We start from the raw sequence: 22,740 nt of genomic DNA on the forward strand, positions 1-22,740 counted from the left end.
CTGTGCGCATGGCATGTCCTGGCGGTTCGGCCGTCCCGTCTCGGACTCGTGCCCCGCAAGGTAGGGCGGGACGTTTGCCCCCGGGGCGCGGCGTGCTAGCGCAGGCCTGATCCGACGAACGGAGTTCCGCGTGACCGGCCAGAGCGACGACGCCCTCTTCCTCGACTTCGACGGCACCCTGGTGGAGATCGCGCCGCGGCCCGACCAGGTGCGGGTCGCCCCCGAGCTCGCGCCGGCGCTGGAGCGCCTGCGCGGGCGTCTCGGCGGGGCGCTCGCCGTCGTGACCGGGCGGCCCGTCGGCGTGATCGACGATTTCCTGGCGCCCGCCCGCTTCGACGTGGCGGGCCTGCACGGGGTCGAGCTCCGGATCGACGGGGTGCAGGTCGGCGGACGGGCGGAGGACCATCCGGAGCTGCGCGCGCGCCTGCCGCAGTTGCAGGCCCTGGTGGCCGATCTCGACGCGGTGCTGATCGAGGACAAGGGCGCCTCGGTGGCGGTGCACTGGCGCCTCGCCACCCCGAGCGACGCCGAGCGGGCCGAGGCGGCGGTCAGGGCCGTCGCGGCGGACCTCGCCGGGGATTACCGGCTGCAGCTCGGCAAGGCGGTGGGGGAGATCGTGCCGGCCGCCGCCACCAAGGGCCACGCCATCCGGGCCCTGATGCAGCGCCCACCCTACGCGGGCCGCCGCGCGGTCTTCCTCGGCGACGACCGCACGGATGAGCTCGCCTTCGAGGCCGTCAACCAGGACGGAGGCCTCAGCATCCGGGTCGGCCCGGGGGAGACGGCGGCGGCGCGCCGCCTCGCCGATCCCGAGGCGGTGCGCGGCCTGCTCTACGCCTGGGCCGAGACCGGCCGGTTCGACCCGGAGGCGCTGCCGCGGGCGTGACGCCCCGGGGTCACCCGGGCCCGGGGCCTCCCCGGCCCGGGGCGGCGACGCTAAGGTGCCGGCTCGGCCGAGCCGGTGCCGAGGGGCCGGATCCGAAGACCATTCCGGCCGGGCCGGTGCAGGAGGGACGTCTCGCGCATGTTCGAATTCCCGGTTCTCGTCGGCGATATCGGCGGCACCAATGCCCGCTTCGCCCTGGTGGAGGAGACGGGCGCGGCCCCGCGCCTGCTCTCGCACGAGGAGACGGCCGGCCATCCCGACCCCTCGAGCGCGGTCCGGGCCGCCCTCGCCAAGGGCGCGCGGGATGGGCGGGGCCCCGCCGCGCCGCGCTCGGCCATCCTCGCCATCGCGGGGCGGGTCGACGGGCCGGAGGTGCAGCTCACCAACGCCCACTGGGTGATCGCCGGGGCCCGGCTCGGGGCGGATTTCGGGCTGTCCTCGGCGGTAATCGTCAACGATTACGTCCCCGTCGCGGCGGGCGCGGCGGGCCTCGCCCCGGGCGACCTCACGCCGATCGGCCCCCGGATCGAGGCGAAGGGCGGCGCCCGCCTCGTGCTCGGGCCCGGCACCGGCTTCGGGGCGGCGGCGCTCGTGCCCTACGCCGACCGCCTCGCCATCGTGTCGACGGAGGCCGGCCACACCGATTTCGGCCCGGCCGATGCCGACGAGGAGGCGCTCTGGCACGCCCTCGAGCGGGTCGAGGGGCGGATCACCGTCGAGACGCTGCTCTCGGGCCCCGGCCTCGCCCGCATCCACGCGGCGCTGCGCCGGGTGCGCACGGGGGAGCGGGGCGACAAGCTCGACCCCGCCGCCATCACCCAGGCGGGGCTCGCGGCGGACGACCCTCACGCGGCGGAGGCGCTGGAGCTGTTCGCCCGCCTCCTCGGGCGGGTCTGCGGCGACCTCGCGCTGACCTTCCTGGCCACCGGCGGGGTCTATATCGGGGGGGGCATCGCGCCCCGGATCGTGCGGGTGCTGGAATCGGGCCCGTTCCGCGAGGCCTTCGAGCGCAAGGCCCCTTTCGCGGCGATGATGCGGGCGATCCCCACCAGCGTGATCGCGGTCCACGACCCGGCGCTGAGCGGCCTCGCGGCGCTGGCGAGCGAGGGCGAGACCTTCGTGTATCACGGCCAGGTCTGGCGGGCCGGGTAAGCCCCGGCCCCGCCCGCCCCCTCAGGCCGCCGCCAGCGGCTTCGAGACCGCCTCCAGCGACTTGCCCTCGGCGGCGGTGCCGTAGATCCCGCCGACCACCGCCGCCACCGCCATCAGGGCCGCGCCGATCAGGTAGCCGACGAGGACGTAGCCGCGCGAGCCGCTCTCCACCAGGGAGCCGAACAGGAGCGGCCCCGAGACGCCGCCGATGCCGGTGCCGATGGCGTAGAAGGCCGCGATGGCGAGCGCCCGGATCTCGAGGGGGAAGGTCTCGGCCACCGTCAGGTAGGCCGAGGAGGCGGCCGCGGAGGCGAAGAAGAACACCACCATCCAGACCGCCGTCTGCCCGACGGGCCCGAACATCCCGATCTGGAACAGGTATCCGGCGCCCGCGAGCAGCAGCGCCGAGATGCCGTAGGTCGCCGCGATCATCGGGCGGCGGCCGACCGTGTCGAACAGGCGCCCGAGCAGCAGCGGCCCCAGGAAGGAGCCGAGGGCGAAGGGCAGCAGGTACCAGCCGACATGGTCCCCCGGCACCCCGTAGAAGCGCTCCAGCACCAGCGCGTAGGTGAAGAACAGGGCGTTGTAGAAGAAGGCCTGGGCGATCATCAGGGCGAGGCCCACGAAGGTCTGGCGCCGGTTGGTGCGGAACATCGCGCCGAACACCTCCGAGAGGGGGGTGTGGCTGCGGGTCCTGAGGCGCAGGCGCTTGCTCTCGTCGGGGGGCGGCAGGGTGATGCCCTCGTCGGTGAAGCGCTTCTCGATGCCGGTCACGACCCGGTCGGCCTCCGCCACGTAGCCGTGGGTGACGAGCCAGCGCGGGCTCTCGGGGATCCAGGTGCGCAGGAGCAGGATCACGAGGCCGATGCCGCCGCCGACGAAGAAGGCGATGCGCCAGCCCCAGGCCGGGTCGATCAGCCCCGGGCGCAGGGCCACGATCGACAGGAAGGAGCCGAGCGCCGCCCCGATCCAGAACGAGCCGTTGATGACGAGGTCGGTCCAGCCGCGCACCCGGGCCGGGACCAGCTCCTGGATCGTCGAGTTGATCGCCGTGTACTCGCCCCCGATGCCCGCCCCGGTGAGGAAGCGGAACAGGCAGAAGCTGTAGATATTCCAGGACAACCCCGTGGCGGCGGTGGCCGCGAGGTAGAGCGCCAGGGTGATGAAGAACAGCTTCTTGCGCCCGATCCGGTCGGTGAGCCAGCCGAAGCCGAGGGCCCCCGTGACGGCGCCGACGAGGTAGGCGCTCGCCGCGAGCCCGACGTCGAATTCCGAGAACGACATCGGCGGCTGGCGCAAGGCGCCCACGAGGGAGCCCGCGAGGGTCACCTCGAGCCCGTCGAGCACCCAGGTGATGCCGAGCGCCACGATCACCAGGACGTGGAAGCGTCCCCAGGGCAGCCGGTCGAGGCGGGCGGAGATGTCGGTGTCCACCACCGTCCCCATCGGCACGCGTTCAGGAGACTTTGCGGGCGTTCTCGCGCCGGGGGCCGTCTCCGCTCTGCTCGCCATCGATCGTTTACCCTCCGCCAAGACTTCTGTTGGTGACCGGTTGCGAATCGTCCGGATCCGCACAAGCCTTCACCCGCCGGGGTTCATCTAGGGCGCTCACACGGCAGCGCCCCATGAAACCGTTCCGGAAACTTTCGACGACCCTCGCGATCCGCGCCGCGGCAATCCTGATCAGCCTCGCGGGCGCCCCGACCCAGGGCGCCGACGCGACGCTCGCCCCCGCGCGCCGGCCCGTGGCGCTGTCGGGCGCCGAGCGCTGGTCCCTGCGCCCGACCGAGGCCGGCCCCGCCGCCCCGGGCCACCCGGCGAGCGCCCCCGCGGGCGCGGTCCCGGAGGCGCGGCGCCACGTCCGGATGGTCTACCCGGCCCTGATCGCGACCCGCTGAGACCGGAACGGCGCGGCCCGCGCCGCCCGGGATCCCGGCCCTCTCCGCGCCGGATCGCCCGGGGCGGCGCGGCCGTCCCCGGCGCGGCGGCGCGGCGGCGCGGGAAACGGCACCCGCTTGCCCCCCGGATTCCGTGCTAGGCTCGGGCCGCGCTCATCCGACCGGGGCTCACCTGCCAGCGCGCCTCCCGCCCTTCACCGATGACCGGCATGGAGCCCCGTCCCGCCTCTCTGGAGAGAGCCCATGCGCATTCTTGTCGGCTGCGAGATGACCTACGATTTCCCGCGGCCCACCCCCGTCATCGCGACGCTCAACGTCCATGCCTCGCGCTTCTCCGACCTCGAGCGGCCGGACTACCTGATCACCAGCCCGGCGGTGCCCCTCGACGGCTACCGCGACAGCTTCGGCAACTGGTGCAACCGCATGGTCGCCCCGGCCGGCCGCTTCACCCTGAGGACCGACACGGTGGTGCGCGACCACGGCAGCGGCGACACCCTGGATCCGGGCGCGCAGGAGACCGCGATCGAGACGCTGCCATCGGACAGCGTGCTGTTCCTGCTCGGCAGCCGCTACTGCGAGACCGACCGGCTCTCCGACATCGCCTGGGACCTGTTCGGCCACCTGCCCCCCGGCTGGAGCCGGGTCCAGGCGATCTGCGACTACGTGCACGACCGGATCACCTTCGGGTACGAGCATGCCCGCCCGACCCGCACGGCCTACGACGTGTTCGAGGAGCAGCGGGGAGTCTGCCGCGACTACGCGCACCTCGCCATCGCGTTCTGCCGCTGCCTCAACATCCCGACCCGCTACTGCAACGGCTATGTCAGCGACATCGGCCTGCCCCTGCCGCACGCGCCGGGGGATTTCGCGGCCTGGATGGAGGTCTATCTCGGGGGCCGCTGGCACACCTTCGACCCGCGCAACAACAGCTCGCGCGTCGGCCGCATCCTGATCGCCTACGGGCGCGACGCCGCCGACGTGCCCCTGACCCTGACCTTCGGGCCGAACACCCTCTTGGCGTTCCGCGTCACCACCGAGGAGGCGCCGGAGCCCGCCGCGGCCTGAACGGGACGGGACGGGGCACGGCCTCAGCGGCCCCGCGGATCGAGGGCGTCGGCGAGTCCGTCGCCCAGGATGTTGAGCGCCATCAGGGTGGCGACCAGGAAGGCGGCCGGGGCGGCGAGCATCGCGGGGGCCGACTCGATCGCCCGCGCCCCATCGGCGATCAGCACGCCCCAGCTCGTCTGCGGCTCCTGCACGCCGAGGCCGAGGAAGGACAGGAAGCTCTCGAGCAGGATCACCCGGGGCACCAGCAGCGTCGCCGCCACCGTGACGGGCCCGAGCGTGTTCGGGACGATGTGGCGGCGCAGGATCGCCAGGGTCGAGAGGCCGAGCGCCTCGGCGGCGCGCACGAAGTCGCGGCGGCGCAGGGCCTGGGTCTCGGCGCGCACGATCCGGGCCATGTCGAGCCACTCGACGGCCCCGATGGCGATCAGGATCAGCGCGAGGCTCGCCCGGAAGAACACCACCAGCACCATCACGAAGAACACGAAGGGCAGGGCGTAGAGGATGTCGACGAGGCGCATCATCACGGCGTCGACCCGGCCGCCGAGGAAGCCCGACACCGCCCCGTAGGCGACGCCCGCGAGGAGCGCGACCGCCGTCGCCACGAGGCCGATCAGCAGGGAGACGCGCCCCGCCACGAGGCTGCGGCTCAGGAGGTCGCGCCCGTGCACGTCGGTGCCGAGGGGGAAGCGCAGCCGGCGGACCGGGGCCTCGACCACGAGGCGGTGGCCCGCCTCGGCGCGCTCGATCACCGTCGCCTCGCCGAACAGGTCCGAGCGGGGCAGGTAGACGAGGGAGCGGGCCTCGATCGGCCGATCGGCCCGGAGCGTCAGGCGCAGGCGGCCCTCCGCCACCGCGTAGGCCTCGACCCGCGCCCGCATCCGGAAGGCGAGGCGCTCCAGGGCCGGGCCGAGCCGCTCCGGCCCCGGCTCGGCGGCGAGGCCCGGGGCGAGCTGGCGCAGGTCCGGATAGGCGCGCTCCGGCGCGTGCCCGGTCAGGAACGGGCCGACGAGGCAGGCGAGCGCCACCGCGGCCAGCACGGCGAGCGCCGCCACGGCGCCGCGGTTGCGGGCGAGCCGCCCCAGGGCGAGGCGCCAGGGGGGGACCCGGTGGGGGACGACGCGGCGGGGGCCGTCCGGGGACGCGAGCGCGCTCATGCGCGGGCGGGGCGGGCGGGCGCCGCGCCCGGACGCCCCGAGACGTCGAACCTCATGCCTCGAACCTCACGGCCCCGAACCTCATGGCCCCGAACCTCATGGCCCCGAACCTCATGCCCCGAGCCTCAGGCGCGGGTCGAGGAGGGCCGAGAGGAGGTCGCCCGCGAGGTTGAAGAGGAGGACGAGCACCGCCACCAGCACCACCGTGCCCATCACCAGCGTGTAGTCGCGGTTGAGCGCCCCGTCGACGAAGTAGCGGCCGATGCCGGGCAGGCCGAAGATGGTCTCGACCACGACGGAGCCCGTCAGCATCGCGGCGGCGAGCGGCCCGAGGATCGCCACGACGGGCAGGAGCGCCCCGCGCAGGGCGTGGCGGGCGACGGCCAGGGGCGGCAGGCCCATCGCGCGCAGGGTCCGGACGTGCTGGGCCCGCAGGGCCTCGGCCATCGACGTGCGGGTGAGCCGCGCGATGGCGCCGATCTGGGGCAGGGCCAGCGTGATCACCGGCAGGACGAGATGGGAGGGCGCGCCGCCCTCCCAGCCGCTCAGGGGCAGCCAGCGCAGGGACAGCCCGAAGGCGATCTGCAGCAGGGGCGCCACCACGAAGCTCGGCACCGAGAGGGCGAGGGCGGCGAGGAGCCCGACGAGACGGTCGGCTGCGCCCCCCTGCCGCGTCGCCGCGAGGGTGCCGAGCCCGATGCCGACGGCGAGCGCCAGGGCGAGCGCCAGGCTCCCCAGGGTCATGGAGACCGGCAGGCCGCGGGCGAACAGGTCCGCCACACTGAGGTCGCGGAACGAGAAGGAGGGCCCGAGATCCCCCGTCGCCAGGGCCCCGAGATAGCGGGCGAACTGCACCGGCAGCGGCTGGTCGAGGCCGTAGACCCGGCGCAGGTTCTCCATCGCGGCCGGGGGCAGGGGGCGCTCGAGGTCGAACGGCCCGCCCGGCGCGAGGCGCATCAGGAAGAAGCTCAAGGTGATCACCAGGACCAGGGTCGGCACCGCCTGGAGCAGGCGGCGCAGGGTGTAGGCGATCATCGCGAGCCCCTGCGGCGTCCGCGCGGCGGGGTGCCCGGACGCGGCGCGGCGCCGCCCGGGCCGCTCACGCGTCGAGCCTCAGGAAGCGGGTCGGGGCGGCGTTGCGCAGGTTCGGGTGGTAGCCGTGGAGGCGGGGCGCGATCAGGGCCTTCGAGCGGTAATGCAGCAGCGGGATCCAGGGCAGGTCCCGCATCAGGATGGCCTCCGCCCGGGCCAGGAGGTCGGCGCGGCGGGCGAGGTCTCGCTCGGCCGCCGCCTGCCCCAGGAGCGCGTCGTAGGCGGGGTCGGCGTAGCGGCCCGCATTCATGCCGTCGTTGCCGGCGGCGAGCAGGAACAGGAAGTTCTGCGGGTCGGCGTAGTCGGCGATCCAGGACATCCGGGCCAGGTCGAAATCGCCGCCGTCGCGCAGGTGGGCGAAGTGGGTCTTGGCGTCGGTGTAGACGAAGCGGGTCTCGATGCCGAGGCCGCGCCACATGTCGGCGGTCGCCACCGCGGTGTTGCGGTTGTTGTCGGTGGTGTTGAAGCGGTACTCGACGCTGAGCCTGCGCCCGCCCGGCCCGTAGCCGGCCTCGGCCAGGAGGCGCAGGGCCTCGGCCTCGTTGTCGATCGGCAGGGCCTCGCGCCCCGGCGTCTCCGGGGGCGTGCCGTAATGGTCGAGGCCCGGCGGGCAGAGGGAATAGGCCGGCGTCATGGTGCCGCCCCAGACCGCGTCGGCCAGGAACTCCCGGTCGATGGCAAGCGACAGGGCGCGCCGCACCCGGACGTCCGAGAAGGGAGCCTTGCGGGTGTTGGCCGCCAGGACGGTGACGCCGAGGGCCGGGCCGAGCACGACCTGATCGCCGAAGCGGGCCTTCAGCGCCGTCATCTGGTCGCCCGGCAGGTCGGCCAGCGAATCGACCTCGCCGGCCGCGAAGCGCCGCACCGCGCTGGCGAGGTCCGGGGTCGGGATGAAGGCGACCCGGGGGATCGCGACGCTGCCCGCGTCGTGGAAGCGGGGGTTGCGCTCCAGGGTGATGCGGTCGTTCGGCACCAGCCCGGCGAGGATGTAGGCCCCGTTCGAGACGAGGCGGCCCGGCCGGGTGAAGCCGTCCCCGTGCGCCGCGACCGAGGGCGGGTGCACGGGGATCGAGGTCTGGTGGGTGAGGAGCTCGAGGAGATAGGGCGTCGGCCCCTCGAGGGTGATCACCAGGGTCCGGGGATCGGGGGCGGCGACGCCGAGCTCCCCGGGAGGGCGCTCGCCCCGGTTCACGGCCGCCGCGTGGCGCAGGGGATAGAGCACCTCGGCGTATTTCGCCGCGGTCTCGGGCGCCAGGATGCGGCGGAGCGAGAACACGAAATCCCCCGCCGTCACCGGGTCGCCGTTCGACCAGGCCCCGTCCGCGCGCAGCCGGAAGGTGTAGGTCAGGCCGTCCTCGGAGACGGACCAGCTCTCCGCCGCCCCCGGGATGATGGCGCCCCGGTTGTCGTAGGTGAGGAGGCCCTCGTAGAGGTCGCGCAGGATGTGGGCCTCGGCCACCGTCGAGGATTTGTGCGGGTCGAGGGTCTCCGGGTCGGCATCGTTGCCGCGCCGGTAGAGGCCGGGCTCCCCGGTGGCCCGCGCCGGCCGGCGCGCCGCGGCGGCCGTGGCCGCCAGGGCGGCGGCGCCCGCGAGCCAGTCCCTGCGGCGCGGGCGCACCGGCTCAGGCGCCGGTATCGGCCTCGAGGCCCGCGGCCTCGATGCCCGCCACCGCGCAGATCTCGTCGTTGTCTGAGGTGTCCCCCGAGATCCCGACCGCCCCGAGGATCCGGGCGCCGGCGCGGATCAGCACGCCCCCGGCCACCGGCACCAGGGCGGCGGGGCCGACGAGGTGGCTGACGGCGGCCACGAAGTGGGGCTGCTCCTCGGCCCGCCTGGCGATCGCCCGGGAGCCGAGGCCGAGGGCCAGCGCGCCGTTGGCCTTGCCGAGCGCGATCTCGGCGCGGCGCAGGGAGGTGCCGTCCTCGACCTGGACACATTTCAGAGAACCGCGGGCGTCATAGACCGCCACCGCCAGGGGCTTCAGGCCGCGGGCGCGGGCCGTCTCCAGGGCGGTCGTCACGATGGTGCGGGCGGCGGCGAGGGTCAGTTCGGTCATCTGGGATCTCGGATGGCGGGCGGCCTCGCCCTTTGCGGGCATCTTCGTATAAAAACACGCCCAGGTTGCATCAGGACAGGACGGACCGGGAAGGGACCATGCGTCGGGGGATCATCCATATCGGAATGCCGCGGACGGGGTCCACCTCGCTCCAGGCGGTGCTGACCACCCTCCGGCCGCAGCTCGGCGGCGTCGGGCTGCTCTATCCCGAGCTCGCCCCGCCCGGCAGCCCCGCCGGGGCGGACGTGAACCACCAGCCCCTCGGCGAGGCCCTCGACGGCCGCCGCCCGGCCCGCGAGCGGGCGGCGGCGCTGGCGCGCCTGTCCGGGATCCTGGGCTCGACCCGGGCCGACACGGTGATCCTGTCCTACGAGGATTTCGCCGTCCAGAAGCCGGGGCTCGGAATCCCGCGGATCGTTCATGATTTGTTCAAGGCCCACGGCTTCCGGACGGAGGTCGCCATCGTGGTCAAGCCGCAATTCGAGCAGCTCAATTCCGCCTACGCGCACCTGGCCCAGCTCGTCCGCGAGACCCGCACCTTCCGGGGCTTCGCCCGCCAGACCTGGCGCTCCGGCCGCCTCGACTACGCCGCCCTGATCGAGCCGTGGCGCCGCGCCGCCGACGGCCGCGTCACCGCGATTCCCCTGCGCGACGCCCGCTCCGAGGCGCCGCTCCTGCAGCGTGTCGTGCGCGACCTCGGCCTCGCGGACCGCCTCTTCCCCCTGATGAGCGCGGAGACGCAGCGCCTCGTCACCAACCGCAGCCCCGGCCCGATCGCCGTCGAGGCGGCGCGCCGCCTGCGCCGCCTGCGGGTGCACCGCCAGGTCCGGGGCCATTCCCGCCGGATCGGCCACGTCCTCGACGACGCGGCCTGGAGCCGGGGCCTCGACCCGGAGCCCTTCCGGGGCGAGGCCCCGGAGATGCGCGCCCGGGTCGAGGCGCGCTACGCCCTCCCGAACGAGCGCTTCGCCCACGCGCTCTGGGGCGTCCCCTGGAGCGCCGCGGTCCAGCAGGCCCCGCCCCGGCCGCCGAACGAGCTGGCGGGACACGCGATCCCGCCCGAGACCGAGGCGCAGATCGAGACCCTGATGGCCGAGACGGTCCGGCATTTCGGCTTTCGCGCGCCCGCCCCCTGGCAGCGCGTCCCGGCCGACCTCGCCGAGGCCGCCGCCGAGCACCTCGCCCGCCTCGTCGGCTACTCGCGCTGGCGCGTGCCCTGAGGGCGGGCCCGCCTCAGCCGAGCTTGGCCAGGAAGGCGTCGTAGCTGCGGGTGACGGCGCCGAGCCGCTCGAAATGCGGGAAGGCCCCGGTCGGCATCCGCTCGATCGTCCAGTTCGGACGCTCCCGGAACCCCGCCGCGTGGCGGTAATCCACGAAGTCGCCGCGCTCGCCGTGGACCATCCAGACGGGCAGCCACAGGGCCTCGTAGAGGCGGGTGGCGTCCGTCGGGAACAGGTGGCCGGCCAGGAACGAGAAGGGCGCGTGCTCGGCGCCCGGCTGATGCGCCGAGGCGTAATCGTAGGCCAGTAGCCCCTCGTCGATCCGGCGCGATCCCCAGGTCTTCTCCAGGAAGTAGCGCATGCTCGGCCGGCTGACGAGCGCGTCGAACAGGGCCCGGCCCCAGAGCGGATTGTCGACCGCGGACCGAACGGCCTCGTTCCCCCGGTGCCCGCCCAGGGGGCCGCGGCCGGCGAGGCGCGCGTCGAACCCGGTCGGGCTGATCAGCCCGAGGCTCCGGTAATCCTGCGCCTGCTCCAGGGCCGCGCGGGCGAGATATTCCGCCGAGAGCGAGAGCGCGACGGCATCGAGGCGCGCACCGCCGTGCCGCCGCCGGACGAGGCCGGCCACCGCGTGGATCGCGTCGACCATCAGGCGCGGCGTGTAGGCGCGCCGGCGCCGCTCCGAGAAGCCGAAGCCCGGCAGGTCGAGGGCGTAGACGGGCCGGGCCCGGCCGTAATGGAGGTAGAGCGGGCGCACCTCGTAGGCGTTCGCCGCCGCATTGATCGAATGGATCAGGAGGAGCGGCGTCCCCTCGTTCGGGCCGTCGCCGTAGAGGCCGACCACGCCGCCGCGGGTCGGCAAGTCCGCGCGCCGGCCGGGCAGGGCCGGGGGGAGCGGCATCCGGTGGTCGATGCCGAGGCGGCTGTAGGCGAGCCAGCCCGCGGCAGCCCCCAGGGCGCCGAGCCCGACGGTCTTGCCGATCCTCGAAACCCGGGCCGGGAGGGTAGGCTCGGATCGGCTCGCCATCGTTGCGCCTCGTCACGGAGTTGGGGCGACAACGTCGCGGGCGCGGCGAACGTTGCCTCAGGCGTTCGCGGCCTCGATCTCCCCGCTGAGGGCGAGCCACTCCTCCTCGGCGTTGCCGAGGGCGCCCGCCGCCTCGGCCCGCATCCGGGCGAGCTCGCCGGCCTTGGCCGGGTTCTGCTGGAAGGCCGAGCCGTCCGCGAGCGCCGCATCGATCTTGGCGACGGCCTCCGAGAGCTTGGCCATCCGCGCCTCGACGGCCTCGAGCTTCCTGCGCAGCGGCGCCAGAGCGGCGCGGCGTTCGACGGCTGAGCGGCGCGCCTCCGCCTTCTGGCCCCCGTTCCCCTCCGAATTGCGGCTCTCCTCGCGCTCGGGCCCCGCGAGGATGAGGCGGCGATAATCGTCCATGTCGCCGTCGAAGGTCTTGACGGAGCCGTTCGCCACGAGCCAGAGCCGGTCGGCGCAGGCCTCCACCAGGAAGCGGTCGTGCGAGACCAGGATCACCGCGCCCTCGTAGTCGTTGATGGCCTCGACGAGGGCCTGCCGGCTCTCGATGTCGAGGTGGTTCGTCGGCTCGTCGAGGATGAGGAGATGGGGCCCGTTGAAGGCGGCGAGCCCCATCAGGAGCCGCGCCTTCTCGCCGCCGGAGAGTTGCGCGACGGGGGTGTCCGCCTTGTTGGCCGGAAAGCCGAGTCGCGCGGTCGCGGCGCGCACCCTGGCCTCCGGCACGTCCGGCATCCGCTCGCGGACATGGGCGTAGGCGCTCTCGGCCGGGCGCAGCTCGTCGAGCTGATGCTGCGCGAAATACGCGACCTCCATCTTGCCCGAGCGCTTGAGCTCGCCCGCGAGGGGCGGCAGCCGGCCGCCGATCAGCTTGCAGAGGGTCGACTTGCCGTTGCCGTTGGCCCCGAGCAGCGCCACGCGGTCGTCGGGCGCGAGGCTGAGGTTGAGGCCCGAGAGGACGATCCGGTCGGCGTAGCCCGCCTGGACCCGCTCCATCGCGACGATCGGCGGCGAGAGCGGCCGTTCCGGGCTCGGCAGGTGGATCACCGGCACGTCGTCCTCGATCAGGGCCGCGATCGGCTCCATCTTGGCGAGGCGCTTCACGCGCGACTGGGCCTGGCGGGCCTTCGTCGCCTTGGCCTTGAAGCGGTCGACGAAGCTCTGGAGATGGGCCCGCTCGGCCTCCTGCTTCGCCCGCGCCTTCACCTGGAGCACGCGCTTCTCGGAGAGCTGGCGGGCGAAGGCGGTGTAGCCGCCGCGCCAGAGGGTCAGCTGACCGCGCTCGAGGTGGAGGATGTGGTCCACGCACTCGTCGAGCAGGTCGCGGTCGTGGCTGATGATGATGGCCGTGCGCGGATAGCGCTCGAGGTAATCGTAGAGCCAGATCGTGCCCTCGATGTCGAGGTAGTTGGTGGGTTCGTCGAGGAGGAGCAGGTCGGGCTCGGAGAACAGCACCGCGGCCAGCGCGACGCGCATGCGCCAGCCGCCGGAGAAGTCGGAGCAGGGACGGCCTTGCGCCTCCGCGTCGAAGCCGAGCCCGTGCAGGATCGCGGCGGCGCGCGCGGGCGCAGAGTGCGCCCCGATATCGACGAGCCGGGTCTCGATCTCGGCCCGGCGCAGGCCCTCGGCGTGCTCGGCCTCCGCCATCAGGCGGCTCCGCTCGGTGTCTGCGGCCAGGACCACCGCGTGCAGCGTCTCGGGGCCGGCGGGGGCCTCCTGCGCGACGGCGCCGATGCGCATGCCCTTCGGCAGTCCGATGGTGCCGCCCTCGGTGGGAATGTCGCCGAGGATGGCCCTGAACAGCGTGGTCTTGCCCGCTCCGTTCCGCCCGACGAGCCCGACGCGGGCACGGTCGGGGATCGCGAAGGAGGCGCGGTCGAGGATCAGGCGCTCGCCGATGCGGTAGGTGAGGTCGTTGACGCGGAGCATGGGGGCGTTCTGGCGAGGCACGCGCCGCGAGGCAAGCGGCCAATGCACCGGATCGTACCGCGAGGGTTGCGGGTTCGGGGGTGTCCGGCGCCTAAGCGGGCCGGCCGCGTCCGCACCGGGTGCGCCGTTCGCCGGGCTCGTTCACGGCGTTCCCGCGTGCCGGGGGCGCGGATGGTCCCGGATGCGGCGCGCCTTTCAGATCTTCTCCGAGCCCGAGCGCGGCGGCTGGCGCCTGCGATTGCGCGAGGCCATCGCGCGCTGCCTCAGCGAGCGGCTCGATTCGTGAGCTGCCTCAGACGAAGTCCCAGGCCGAGGCGTCCCGCATCAATTTGGCGACGAGGGCGTGGTTCAGTTCGTGGCCCGTATGCGCCGCCGTGACATGACCGAGGATCGGGTGCCCGGCGAGCGACAGGTCCCCCACGAGGTCGAGGATGCGGTGGCGCACGGGCTCATCGGGCACGCGCATGCCCCCGATGACGCGATTCCCGAAGATCGCGGCGGTGGTCGACAGGTTGGCACCGCGCAGGAGCGGGCGGCCGGTGGCGTAGGCGTAGAGCTTGGTCGGCAACGCCCATTTCAGGCGCCCGAAGCTGCGCGACGGGGCGAGATCGCGCTGGAAGGTCTCGGGCGTGATCGCGCCCTGCCACCGCATCTCGCCGAAATGCGCGAGCGACAGGCTCGCGGCGATCGAGAGGCTCGGCGCCGGCTCGATGCGCAGGGAGCGCCGACCGTCCCGGACCTCGACGGTCCGGCGCACCCGGATCATCCGACGGGGGGCCGCGAGCTCGGTCCGGCCGACGTCGCGGATCGCCGCGCACCAGGGGGCCGCGCTGCCGTCGAAGATCGGCAGTTCCTCACCGTCGATCTCCACCAGGGCGTTGTCGATCGCGAGGGCGCTGAGGGCGGCGAGCAGGTGCTCGACCGTGCGGACCAGCGTCCCATCGGACGCCTGGAGGGCGGTGCACAGGGGCTGGGAGACCCGGGCCGGCCACAGGGCCGGGACCGTGATCGCCAGGCCGTTGCGCAGCCGGCGTCGGAACACGATGCCGGTGCCGGCCTCGGCCGGGGAGACACGCACGGCGGCGTTGCGCCCGGTGTGGAGACTCCGCCCCTGGCGGGCGAAGGCATTGGCGATCGTCGCCTGCGCGGGGGCCGGGGCGCGGACGGGGACCGTCCAGGGTCCCGATGTCTCGAACATGGCGGGAAGGGCAGACATGTCACCCGGGCCGGCGGAATTGGGGGATCGGGGAGGCAGCGGCGGTCACCGGACGGTTCGACATCGTGGCCAAGGCCCTGCGCCGGTTCAGATCCGGTCGCGCTGCCTATCGGGTGCCGGAGCTTGGCGGAAGTAAAAGGTTCGTCATCGGCACTGTCCGGCGCGGCGCATCCACCATTATGGTTCATCCACGTCGATCACCCGGCCTCGACTTGACCGGTGTAAACGCTGCCGCCACGATCGCAGGCAGCTTGACGTTGCCGACATTCGGGTCCAACCGGCCCTTTGCTCCCTCACGGCCGAAGTATCGAAGGCTTGCGCGACGGGAGCGTGCCGGGCGTGGTTGCGTCGGATTCCGTGGGGGCTGAGGGGATGGGTCGGCTAGCGAGCATTCCGTTCTTCAAGGAGCCGGGCATCGAGCTCGCACCCTTCGAGACCCGATGCCATTGGCGGCGGTTCGACGAGAACGAGGTTCTGGTCGATTACGATGACGTTTCGACCGACGTGTACTTCCTGGCCGCGGGCGAGGTGCGGATCCTCAACCGCTCGCAATCGGGCAAGGAGGTCATCCTCGGCGAGATGCGGGCCGGTGCCTTCTTCGGCGAGCTCGCGGCGCTCGACGGGATCGGCCGCTCGGCCAACGTCACGGCGCTCACCCGCGGCGAGGTCTGCGTGGTGCCGGCCGCCGTCTTCCGCCAGATGGTCTTCGCCTCCGAGCCCATCGCCGACCGGCTGTTCCGCCTGCTGACGAAGCGCGTGCGGGAGCTGAACACCCGCCTGATGGAGCACGCCCTCCTCGACCTGCGCCACCGGCTCTACGCGGAGCTGCTGCGCCTGTCGGTGCCGCGCGCGGGCGCGGGGGACGAGCGCGTGGTGACGCCGCCGCCCTACCACCACGTCCTCGCCGCCCGCATCGGCTGCCGCCGCGAGCAGGTGACCCGCGAGTTCACCGTGATGGCGAGCGAGGGGCTCGTCGACCGCACCCGCGGCGCTCTCGTGATCCGTCGGCCGGACCTCCTCGAGGCGCGGGTGGCCGAAGCCCTTCGCGAGGATGGCTGATCCCCTCCGGGCGGGCGCGCCGGAGACGCAGCCCCTGCGGCTCGCCAACGTCACCAAGCGGTTCGGAACCCACACGGCCGTCGAGGATGTCAGCCTCGACCTCCGCTCGGGCGAATTCCTCTGCCTCCTCGGCCCGTCAGGCTGCGGCAAGAGCACGCTGCTGCGCCTGATCGCCGGGTTCGAGACGCCGACCTCGGGCAGCATCGGCCTCGACGGCCGGGACCTCGCCGGGCTGCCGCCGCATCGGCGGCCGGTGAACATGATGTTCCAGTCCTACGCGCTCTTCCCGCATATGAGCGTCGCGCGGAATATCGCCTACGGCCTCAAGGGCCTGGGCCTGTCCCGCGCCGCCACGGCGGAGCGGGTCGAGGGCCTCCTGCGCCTCGTGCGCCTCGACGGCTTCGCGGACCGGCGGCCGGACCGCCTCTCCGGCGGCCAGCGCCAGCGGGTCGCGCTCGCTCGGGCGCTCGCCCGCGAGCCGCGCGTCCTCCTCCTCGACGAGCCGCTCGGCGCCCTCGACCGCTCCCTGCGCGAGGAGACGCAAGCGGAGCTGCGCGCCCTGCAGCGGCGGCTCGCCACCAGCTTCGTGGTGGTCACGCACGATCCCTCCGAGGCGATGACGATGGCCGACCGCATCGGCGTGATGGATCGCGGGCGCCTGATGCAGGTCGGGGCGGCGGCCGAGCTCTACGAGCGGCCGGCGAACCGCTTCGTGGCGGGGCTCCTCGGCGACGTGAACCTGATCGAGGGGCGGCTCGGGGCGGATGCCGCGGGCCCGACCCGCACCGTCGAGACCGGGCTGGGGCCGATCCGGGCCAGCGCCGGCGCCGCCCTCGGCCCGGGGGACGCCGTCGTGGTGGCGCTGCGGCCGGAGCGGATCCGCCTCGCGGACGAGAGCGGGGAGGGGCTTGCCGGGCGCGTCATCGAGGTCACGTTCCTCGGCGACCGCATCCGCCGGCTCATCCGGATGGAGGACGGCACGGTGCTGCGCGCGAGTGGGCCCGGCGGCGGTCCGGACTGGCCCGTCGGCGCGGACGTCCGCCTCGGCTTCGCGCCGGCCTCCGCCGTGGTCCTGCCCGCATGACCCCCCGGTCCGCCCGACCGTTGCGCGCGCTGGTGCGGCTGCCACCGCTGCTCTGGCTCGGGGCGTTCTTCCTCGTGCCCTTCGCGATCACGCTGAAGATCAGCCTGTCGGAACCCGCGACCGCGATGCCGCCCTACCTGCCGGTCCTCGACTGGGCCGGGGGGGTCGAGGGCTGGTCGAGCTTCCTAGAAGCGCTGCACTTCACGAATTTCGAGACGCTCGCGGGAGACGCGCTCTACCGCGATGCGGCGCTCGCCTCCCTGGCGCTCGCCCTGACCGCCACCGCGATCCTGATCGCCATCGGCACGCCGGTCGCCTACGCGATGGCCCGGGCCTCCGCGCGCTGGCAGCCGATCCTCGTGGCGCTCGTGGTGGTGCCGTTCTGGACGAGCTTCCTGATCCGGGTCTACGCCTGGATCGCGATCCTGAAGCCCGAGGGGCTGCTCAATGCCGGGCTGCTGCGTCTGGGTCTGATCGGGGCGCCACTCGAGATCCTGAACACGCAAGTCGCTGTTCTGATTGGCTTAACCTACGCCTACCTGCCCTTCATGGTGCTGCCGCTCTACGCCGTGATGAGCCGGCTCGACCCGGTGCTGCGAGAGGCGGCCTCCGATCTCGGGGCCTCGCCGACGCGGGTGTTCTGGAGCGTCACCCTGCCGCTCGCCGCGCCCGGGCTGGTGGCGGGGGCGCTGCTCTGCTTCATCCCGATGGTGGGGGAATTCATCATCCCGGACCTCCTCGGCGGGTCGGAGACCCTGATGCTGGGGCGGGTCCTGTGGGGCGAGTTCTTCTCGAACCGCGACTGGCCGCTGGCCTCCGCGGTGGCGGTCCTGATGCTGCTGATCGTGGTCGGGCCGGTCATCCTGTTCCGCGAGGCCGAGACCCGGAGGGGGGAGGCGGCCCGGTAGCCATGTGGAACAAATCATGAGCGGAACGAACAGAATCGCCCTGATCCTCGGCCTGGGTTTCCTCTACGCCCCGATCCTCGTCCTCGTGGCCTACTCGTTCAACGCCTCGGCCCTGGTGACGGTCTGGGGCGGGTTCTCGACGCGCTGGTACGGGGTGCTCCTGGCCGACCGGCCCCTGATCGAGGCGGCCTGGGTCAGCCTGCGGGTGGCCCTGCTGGCGAGCCTGATCGCCACGATCCTGGGTACGCTGGCGGCGCTGGCCCTGGAGCGGCACGGGCGCTTCGCGGGGCGCGGCCTGTTCACCGGCCTCGTCTACGCCCCGATGGTGATGCCCGAGGTGATCACCGGCCTGTCCCTGCTGCTGCTCTTCGTCGGGATCGGCCTCGACCGGGGCATCGCCACCATCGTGGTGGCGCACGCGACCTTCGGCACCGGCTTCGTGGCCGTGGTGGCGGCGGCGCGGCTGAGGGGGCTCGACCGCGCCCTGGAGGAGGCCGCCGCCGATCTCGGGGCCGGCCCGGCCAGGGTGTTCTGGAGCATCACCCTGCCGCTGCTGGCCCCGGCGCTTGGCGCCGGCTTCCTCCTGGCCTTCACCCTGTCCCTCGACGACCTCGTGATCGCGAGCTTCGTCTCGGGCCCGGGATCCACCACCCTGCCGATGCGACTCTACAGCCAGGTCCGGCTCGGGGTGAACCCGGAGATCAACGCGGCCTCGACCCTGCTGATCGGGGCCGTCAGCCTCTTGGTGCTGACGGCCTCCTGGCTCACCGGGCGGGGGACGGGGGAGGGCGGCAAGGACGACGGCAAGGAAGCCGGCAAGGCGGGCGGCACGGGGCACGCCCCGGCCTGAGGCCCGCGCGGGGCGAGCCGTTCAGGGCGCGTAGGCCCGGACCGCGGCGGGCAGGCCGGCGGGTGCCGGGCGCAGGGCCTCCGGCCCCGGCACCGAGCCGCCGCGTCCGCCCGGATCCGGCGCGGTCTCGTCGCGGCGCGCCGGCCGGATCGAGACGGCGTCCCAGGGGCCGGCGATCTCGAACAGGGCGCCGGCGCGGGGCGCCTCGCCGCCCGCCGGCGCCCCCGCGACCCGGGGCGCGAGCTCGGCGCGGGCCCGGAAGCGGCGCTCCACCAGAGAGACCTGCCCGCGCAGGCTCGCCGTCAGGGCGGCGGCCTTGAGGAAGCCCTCGCCGATCTCGCCGACCCCGTCGGCGAAGCGCAGGCTGATCCCGGCCCGCTCGAAGGGGGTGCGGCCGTTGCGGCGGGCGAGCGCCCCGGGGGCGAGGCGGCCCCGGTGGATCACGTCGGCGAGGTCGAGGCCCGAGATCAGGCCGCCCTCGCTCGCCAGCACCGCGCGCCCGCTGACGCGCTCGGTCAGCGCCGCGACGTCGCGCCCGACGCTCTCCAGGGCGAATTGCCCCTGCGTGCCCCCGAGCACCCAGCGCGACTGGCCGAGATCGATCAGGAGCGCCCCGAGGTCGAGCCGGTCGAAGGCCCCTTGCGCCTTCACCTCGGTCTCGGCCTCGTCCGCCTCGGAGGGGGCGAGCGCGATCCGGCCCTTCAGCACGGCGCCCTGCAGGCTCGCCCGGCCGAGGGAGGCCTCGATCGAGTCGCCGCGCACGAGGACGCTGGCGGCGAGGTCCTCGAGGAGCACGGGGCCGATGCGGCTGCTGCCGGCGGAGAGGCGCAGGTCGAGGTCGCCCCCGGTCAGGGGCTTGAGGGCGATCGGCCGGTGGGCCGGAGCTTCGCGGGACGCCCCCTCGGCCGGCCCCTGCGAGGCCTGGACGGCCTCGGGCGACGGGCTTGCGGGCGACGCGCTCGCGGTCGACGGGCTCGCGGACGCCGGGCTGCCCGCGGGCTCGGGCGCCCCCGGGCCGAACAGGCGCACGAGGCCGCCGACGAGGGGCGAGAGGTTCAGGCTGTCGGCGGCCAGGGTCGCCTGGACGGCGGTGCGCGCCTCCTGGAAGCTCGCCGAGCCCGCGCCCTCGAGCACGTTGCTGCCGACGCTGACGCGCAGGCTCGGCAGCATCAGGCCCGATCGGGAGGCCTCGAAGCGGCCGTCGAGGGCGAAGCCCTCGATGAAGGGCGAGAGGGCGACGTCGCGGCCGAGATAGGCCAGGGTCTCGGGCAGCGAGCGGGTCTCGAAGCGGCCCTCGCCGGAGAGCTTCAGGCCGTCCGCCGCCAGGGTGGCGCTGCCCTGGGTCTCGAGGCTGCCGGCGGGCCATTGGGCGGTCGCCGCGAAGGGGCTCGGGCGGCCCGCCAGGAAGTCGGTCGGGCGCAGGCCGGTCAGGGCGAAGCGGGCGCTCTCCCCCTTCCAGCGCAGGGTGCCGGCGCCGTCGAGGCTGGCGCTCCACAGGGGCCAGGACAGGACGAGGTCGAGGCCCTCCGGGTCCCGGTCGGGCCCCGCCAGGGTGGCGCGGGTCACGGTGACCCGGCGCGGGTGGCTCGTCACCCCTTGGGCGAGGCGCGCCGAGATCCGGGCCAGGGGTTCGGCCCAGCGGGGATCGTCGAGGCTGCGCGGCGGGGCGATCCGGGCCCCGTCGAGGGCGACGCCACCGATCTCGGCCTGGCCGGACAGGAGGGCGAGGAGGCTCAGCTCGATGGTGAGGCGCCCGCCCTCGGCCAGGGCCTGGACGGGCTCGGCCGCGCCGGGTCCGGTCGCGCCCGGCCGGGTCGCCTCCGGGGTCGCGGCGAGGCGGGTGCGGCTGAAGCGGAGATGGGGCAGGGGCAGGAGGGAGAGGTGGGTCGCCCCCTCGGCGGTCAGCGACAGGCCGTAGGGCTCGAGCCCGCGGCTGACGAAGCGCGCCGCCCCCGGCGTCGCCACCCGCCAGGGCAGGCAGGCGGCACCGAGCCCCGCGACGGCGAGCGCCCCGATTCCGAGGGCTGGGATGAGGTGGCGCGGCGGCATTGCTCTCCTGGCAACGGACGCCCGGCACCGGGTGCCGAGCGAGGGAAACCCAACCAAGGACCCCGGAGGCCCCGGGACTGTCCGGCCATCCTGGGGTGACCGGCCCCCGGCGACCGCTCCCGGTTGTTTCAGGCCGCCCCCAGCCGTAACCATCCGGTACGCTCGGGACATTCCCTTAAACGCTTCGGCGGGGTTTGTCTCCACGGCGCGCTTCCTGCGAGCGCGGCGCTTGTGATTCGTGTGCATGACCGGCCCCCCGGCGCTTGCCGTCCCGGGCGGGCCGGGGCGACGGGCCCGTCGCGCGGCGGACCGGGGCGGGTTGACGGTTCGAGAAGGACGAGTTCGATGAAGAAGGTTTACTCCGATGCGACGGCGGCCCTCGCGGGCCTGCTGCGCGACGACATGACGGTGATGTGCGGCGGCTTCGGCCTCTGCGGCATCCCCGACGAGTTGATCGACGCGGTGCGCGAATCGGGCGTGAAGGGCCTGACCGTCATCTCCAACAATGCCGGCATCGACGGCGTCGGCCTCGGCAAGCTGCTCGACACCCGGCAGGTCGCCAAGATGATCTCGTCCTATGTCGGCGAGAACAAGGAGTTCGCCCGGCAGTTCCTGGCCGGCGAGCTCGAGATCGAGTTCAACCCGCAGGGCACGCTGGCCGAGCGCATCCGCGCCGGGGGCGCGGGCATCCCGGCCTTCTTCACCAGGACCGGCGTCGGCACCAAGGTGGCCGAGGGCAAGGAGGTGCGGGCGTTCGACGGCGAGGACTTCGTGATGGAGCGCGGCCTCTTCGCCGACCTCGCCCTCGTCCACGCCTACCGGGGGGACACCGAGGGCAACCTCGCCTACCGGCTGACCGCCCGCAACTTCAACCCGATGATGGCGACCGCCGCCAAGATGACGGTGGCGCAGGTGGAGCACCTCGTCGAGCCCGGCGAGATCGACCCCGAGAACATCCACACGCCGGGCATCTTCGTGAAGCGCATCGTGCACGTGCCGATCCGCGAGAAGCGCATCGAGCAGCGCACCACCCGCAAGCGCGCCGAGGCGGCGCAGGCGGCGGCCGGCGGCGGCGCCGTCTGAGCGTCGGCCCGGACGCCCCGGGCACGCGTCCCCCGGACACGCCCCCCCGGACACGCCCCCCGGACACGCGTCCGCCCGGACACCCTGTTCCCGTCCCCTTCCCCTTCGCCGGGAAGGCCCCGTTCGGCAGCGCGAGCGCGCGCCGCCTCATCAGGAGACTTCATCATGGCCTGGACCCGCGACCAGATGGCGGCGCGCGCCGCGCGCGAACTCGAGGACGGCTTCTACGTGAACCTCGGCATCGGCATCCCGACGCTGGTGTCGAACTTCATCCCCGAGGGCATGTCGGTGCAGCTGCAATCGGAGAACGGCATGCTCGGCATGGGCCCGTTCCCCTACGAGGGCGAGGAGGACCCCGACCTCATCAACGCCGGCAAGCAGACCATCACGGCCCTGCCGACCACGAGCTACTTCTCCTCGGCCGATTCCTTCGGGATGATCCGGGGCGGGCACATCAACCTGTCGATCCTCGGCGCCATGCAGGTGGCCCAGAACGGCGACCTCGCCAACTGGATGATCCCGGGCAAGATGGTGAAGGGCATGGGCGGCGCCATGGACCTCGTGGCGGGCGTCAAGCGCGTCGTCGTGGTGATGGAGCACGTGGCCCGGAACAAGGACGGCTCGGAGAGCCCCAAGCTCCTCAGGGCCTGCGACCTGCCGCTCACCGGCACCCACGTGGTCGACCTGGTGATCACCGATCTCGGCGTCTTCACCATCGACAAGAAGGGGGAGGGCGGCATGACCCTGATCGAGCTTGCGGACGGCGTCAGCGAGGACGAGATCCGCACGAAGACCGAGGCCGCCTTCACGGTGGCGCTCGCCTGAGGCGTCCCGGGCCGTCCCGGCCCCGGAGGCTCGCGGTTCCGACGGACCGGACGGCCCTCGACCCGGCTCCCGGCGCGCCGCGGAGGCCGGGCCGGGGGCCGCCTGCCCTGCGGGCCGGGTCGTTTCGGGACGTTTCCGGGCCCGGCGCCGGCCGCATGGCTAAGCGAAGTTTAAGCCGAATGC

The 22,740-nt window shown here is 73.8% G+C and carries 20 protein-coding genes; 11 read left to right on the forward strand and 9 right to left on the reverse strand.

All coding sequences use genetic code 11. The annotated features are described in order from the left end of the window. Positions 1 to 130: 130 nt before the first annotated feature. Complete coding sequence (gene otsB / locus F6X51_RS22075; protein ID WP_150965836.1) at positions 131 to 886, forward strand: trehalose-phosphatase; 756 nt, start codon at positions 131 to 133, stop codon at positions 884 to 886. Positions 887 to 1,024: 138 nt separating this feature from the next. Beyond that, complete coding sequence (locus F6X51_RS22080; RefSeq protein WP_150965837.1) at positions 1,025 to 2,038, forward strand: glucokinase; 1,014 nt, start codon at positions 1,025 to 1,027, stop codon at positions 2,036 to 2,038. A 21-nt stretch (positions 2,039 to 2,059) separates the two neighbouring features. Here F6X51_RS22080 and F6X51_RS22085 read toward each other — a convergent pair whose 3' ends face one another. Beyond that, on the reverse strand, positions 2,060 to 3,550 hold the full coding sequence (locus F6X51_RS22085) for an MFS transporter (RefSeq protein ID WP_150965838.1): 1,491 nt from the start codon (positions 3,548 to 3,550) through the stop codon (positions 2,060 to 2,062). Between the two features lie 113 nt (positions 3,551 to 3,663). Here F6X51_RS22085 and F6X51_RS22090 point away from each other — a divergent pair, with 113 nt between their 5' ends. Both F6X51_RS22090 and F6X51_RS22095 read left to right on the forward strand, forming a co-directional pair. After that, positions 3,664 to 3,936, forward strand: a complete 273-nt coding sequence (locus F6X51_RS22090) for a hypothetical protein (RefSeq protein ID WP_246696952.1) — start codon at positions 3,664 to 3,666, stop codon at positions 3,934 to 3,936. Between the two features lie 243 nt (positions 3,937 to 4,179). Then, entirely contained in the window at positions 4,180 to 5,001 is an 822-nt protein-coding gene (locus tag F6X51_RS22095; RefSeq protein ID WP_150965839.1) for a transglutaminase-like domain-containing protein, read from the forward strand. Positions 5,002 to 5,024: 23 nt separating this feature from the next. On the opposite strand, the gene F6X51_RS22100 is transcribed toward F6X51_RS22095, so the two are convergent. The 4 genes from F6X51_RS22100 to F6X51_RS22115 all read right to left on the reverse strand — a co-directional run bounded on the left by F6X51_RS22100 (position 5,025) and on the right by F6X51_RS22115 (position 9,307). Then, positions 5,025 to 6,158 carry an ABC transporter permease gene (locus tag F6X51_RS22100; RefSeq protein WP_150965840.1) on the reverse strand — a complete coding sequence of 378 codons (1,134 nt, stop codon included), beginning with the start codon at positions 6,156 to 6,158 and terminating at the stop codon, positions 5,025 to 5,027. A 111-nt stretch (positions 6,159 to 6,269) separates the two neighbouring features. Further along, positions 6,270 to 7,193 (reverse strand): ABC transporter permease, encoded by a 924-nt coding sequence (locus F6X51_RS22105; protein ID WP_150965841.1) that lies wholly within the window; start codon positions 7,191 to 7,193, stop codon positions 6,270 to 6,272. A 64-nt stretch (positions 7,194 to 7,257) separates the two neighbouring features. Continuing rightward, on the reverse strand, positions 7,258 to 8,868 hold the full coding sequence (locus F6X51_RS22110; RefSeq protein WP_150965842.1) for a peptide ABC transporter substrate-binding protein: 1,611 nt from the start codon (positions 8,866 to 8,868) through the stop codon (positions 7,258 to 7,260). A 4-nt stretch (positions 8,869 to 8,872) separates the two neighbouring features. Next, positions 8,873 to 9,307, reverse strand: coding sequence for a GlcG/HbpS family heme-binding protein (locus F6X51_RS22115; RefSeq protein WP_150965843.1), 435 nt, complete (start codon positions 9,305 to 9,307; stop codon positions 8,873 to 8,875). A gap of 98 nt (positions 9,308 to 9,405) precedes the next feature. Here F6X51_RS22115 and F6X51_RS22120 point away from each other — a divergent pair, with 98 nt between their 5' ends. Continuing rightward, entirely contained in the window at positions 9,406 to 10,527 is a 1,122-nt protein-coding gene (locus F6X51_RS22120; protein WP_150965844.1) for a hypothetical protein, read from the forward strand. A gap of 13 nt (positions 10,528 to 10,540) precedes the next feature. Here the strand turns inward: F6X51_RS22120 and F6X51_RS22125 are convergent, their stop codons facing one another. From F6X51_RS22125 to F6X51_RS22135, 3 genes are all read right to left on the reverse strand, one after another. After that, on the reverse strand, positions 10,541 to 11,554 hold the full coding sequence (locus tag F6X51_RS22125) for an alpha/beta fold hydrolase (RefSeq protein ID WP_150965845.1): 1,014 nt from the start codon (positions 11,552 to 11,554) through the stop codon (positions 10,541 to 10,543). A gap of 57 nt (positions 11,555 to 11,611) precedes the next feature. Continuing rightward, positions 11,612 to 13,483: an ABC-F family ATP-binding cassette domain-containing protein gene (locus tag F6X51_RS22130; RefSeq protein ID WP_150965846.1), complete on the reverse strand. Its 1,872-nt coding sequence runs from the start codon at positions 13,481 to 13,483 to the stop codon at positions 11,612 to 11,614. A gap of 292 nt (positions 13,484 to 13,775) precedes the next feature. After that, complete coding sequence (locus F6X51_RS22135; RefSeq protein ID WP_150965872.1) at positions 13,776 to 14,681, reverse strand: UDP-3-O-acyl-N-acetylglucosamine deacetylase; 906 nt, start codon at positions 14,679 to 14,681, stop codon at positions 13,776 to 13,778. A gap of 390 nt (positions 14,682 to 15,071) precedes the next feature. Here F6X51_RS22135 and F6X51_RS22140 point away from each other — a divergent pair, with 390 nt between their 5' ends. Genes F6X51_RS22140 through F6X51_RS22155 form a run of 4 tightly spaced genes read left to right on the forward strand, consistent with a single transcriptional unit; the run spans position 15,072 to position 18,600 of the window. Next, positions 15,072 to 15,758, forward strand: coding sequence for a Crp/Fnr family transcriptional regulator (locus F6X51_RS22140; RefSeq protein WP_150965847.1), 687 nt, complete (start codon positions 15,072 to 15,074; stop codon positions 15,756 to 15,758). Then, the gene (locus F6X51_RS22145; RefSeq protein WP_150965848.1) at positions 15,751 to 16,842 is read left to right on the forward strand and encodes an ABC transporter ATP-binding protein; all 1,092 of its coding nucleotides are present in this window, start codon (positions 15,751 to 15,753) and stop codon (positions 16,840 to 16,842) included. Before F6X51_RS22140 ends, F6X51_RS22145 begins: the two co-directional genes overlap by 8 nt. Then, positions 16,839 to 17,750: an ABC transporter permease gene (locus F6X51_RS22150; protein WP_150965849.1), complete on the forward strand. Its 912-nt coding sequence runs from the start codon at positions 16,839 to 16,841 to the stop codon at positions 17,748 to 17,750. Before F6X51_RS22145 ends, F6X51_RS22150 begins: the two co-directional genes overlap by 4 nt. Positions 17,751 to 17,766: 16 nt before the next feature. Continuing rightward, positions 17,767 to 18,600 (forward strand): ABC transporter permease, encoded by an 834-nt coding sequence (locus F6X51_RS22155; protein WP_150965850.1) that lies wholly within the window; start codon positions 17,767 to 17,769, stop codon positions 18,598 to 18,600. Between the two features lie 21 nt (positions 18,601 to 18,621). On the opposite strand, the gene F6X51_RS22160 is transcribed toward F6X51_RS22155, so the two are convergent. After that, entirely contained in the window at positions 18,622 to 20,649 is a 2,028-nt protein-coding gene (locus F6X51_RS22160) for an AsmA family protein (protein WP_150965851.1), read from the reverse strand. A gap of 345 nt (positions 20,650 to 20,994) precedes the next feature. Between F6X51_RS22160 and F6X51_RS22165 the strand changes: the two genes are divergently transcribed. After that, positions 20,995 to 21,732: a CoA transferase subunit A gene (locus F6X51_RS22165; protein WP_150965852.1), complete on the forward strand. Its 738-nt coding sequence runs from the start codon at positions 20,995 to 20,997 to the stop codon at positions 21,730 to 21,732. A gap of 165 nt (positions 21,733 to 21,897) precedes the next feature. Continuing rightward, a complete protein-coding gene (locus F6X51_RS22170) occupies positions 21,898 to 22,557 on the forward strand; it encodes a 3-oxoacid CoA-transferase subunit B (RefSeq protein WP_150965853.1) in 660 nt (219 codons plus the stop codon). The last annotated feature ends 183 nt before the right edge of the window (positions 22,558 to 22,740 follow it).

Origin of the sequence: Methylobacterium planeticum (assembly GCF_008806345.1) — a bacterium.
Classification (GTDB): Bacteria; Pseudomonadota; Alphaproteobacteria; order Rhizobiales; family Beijerinckiaceae; genus Methylobacterium; species Methylobacterium planeticum.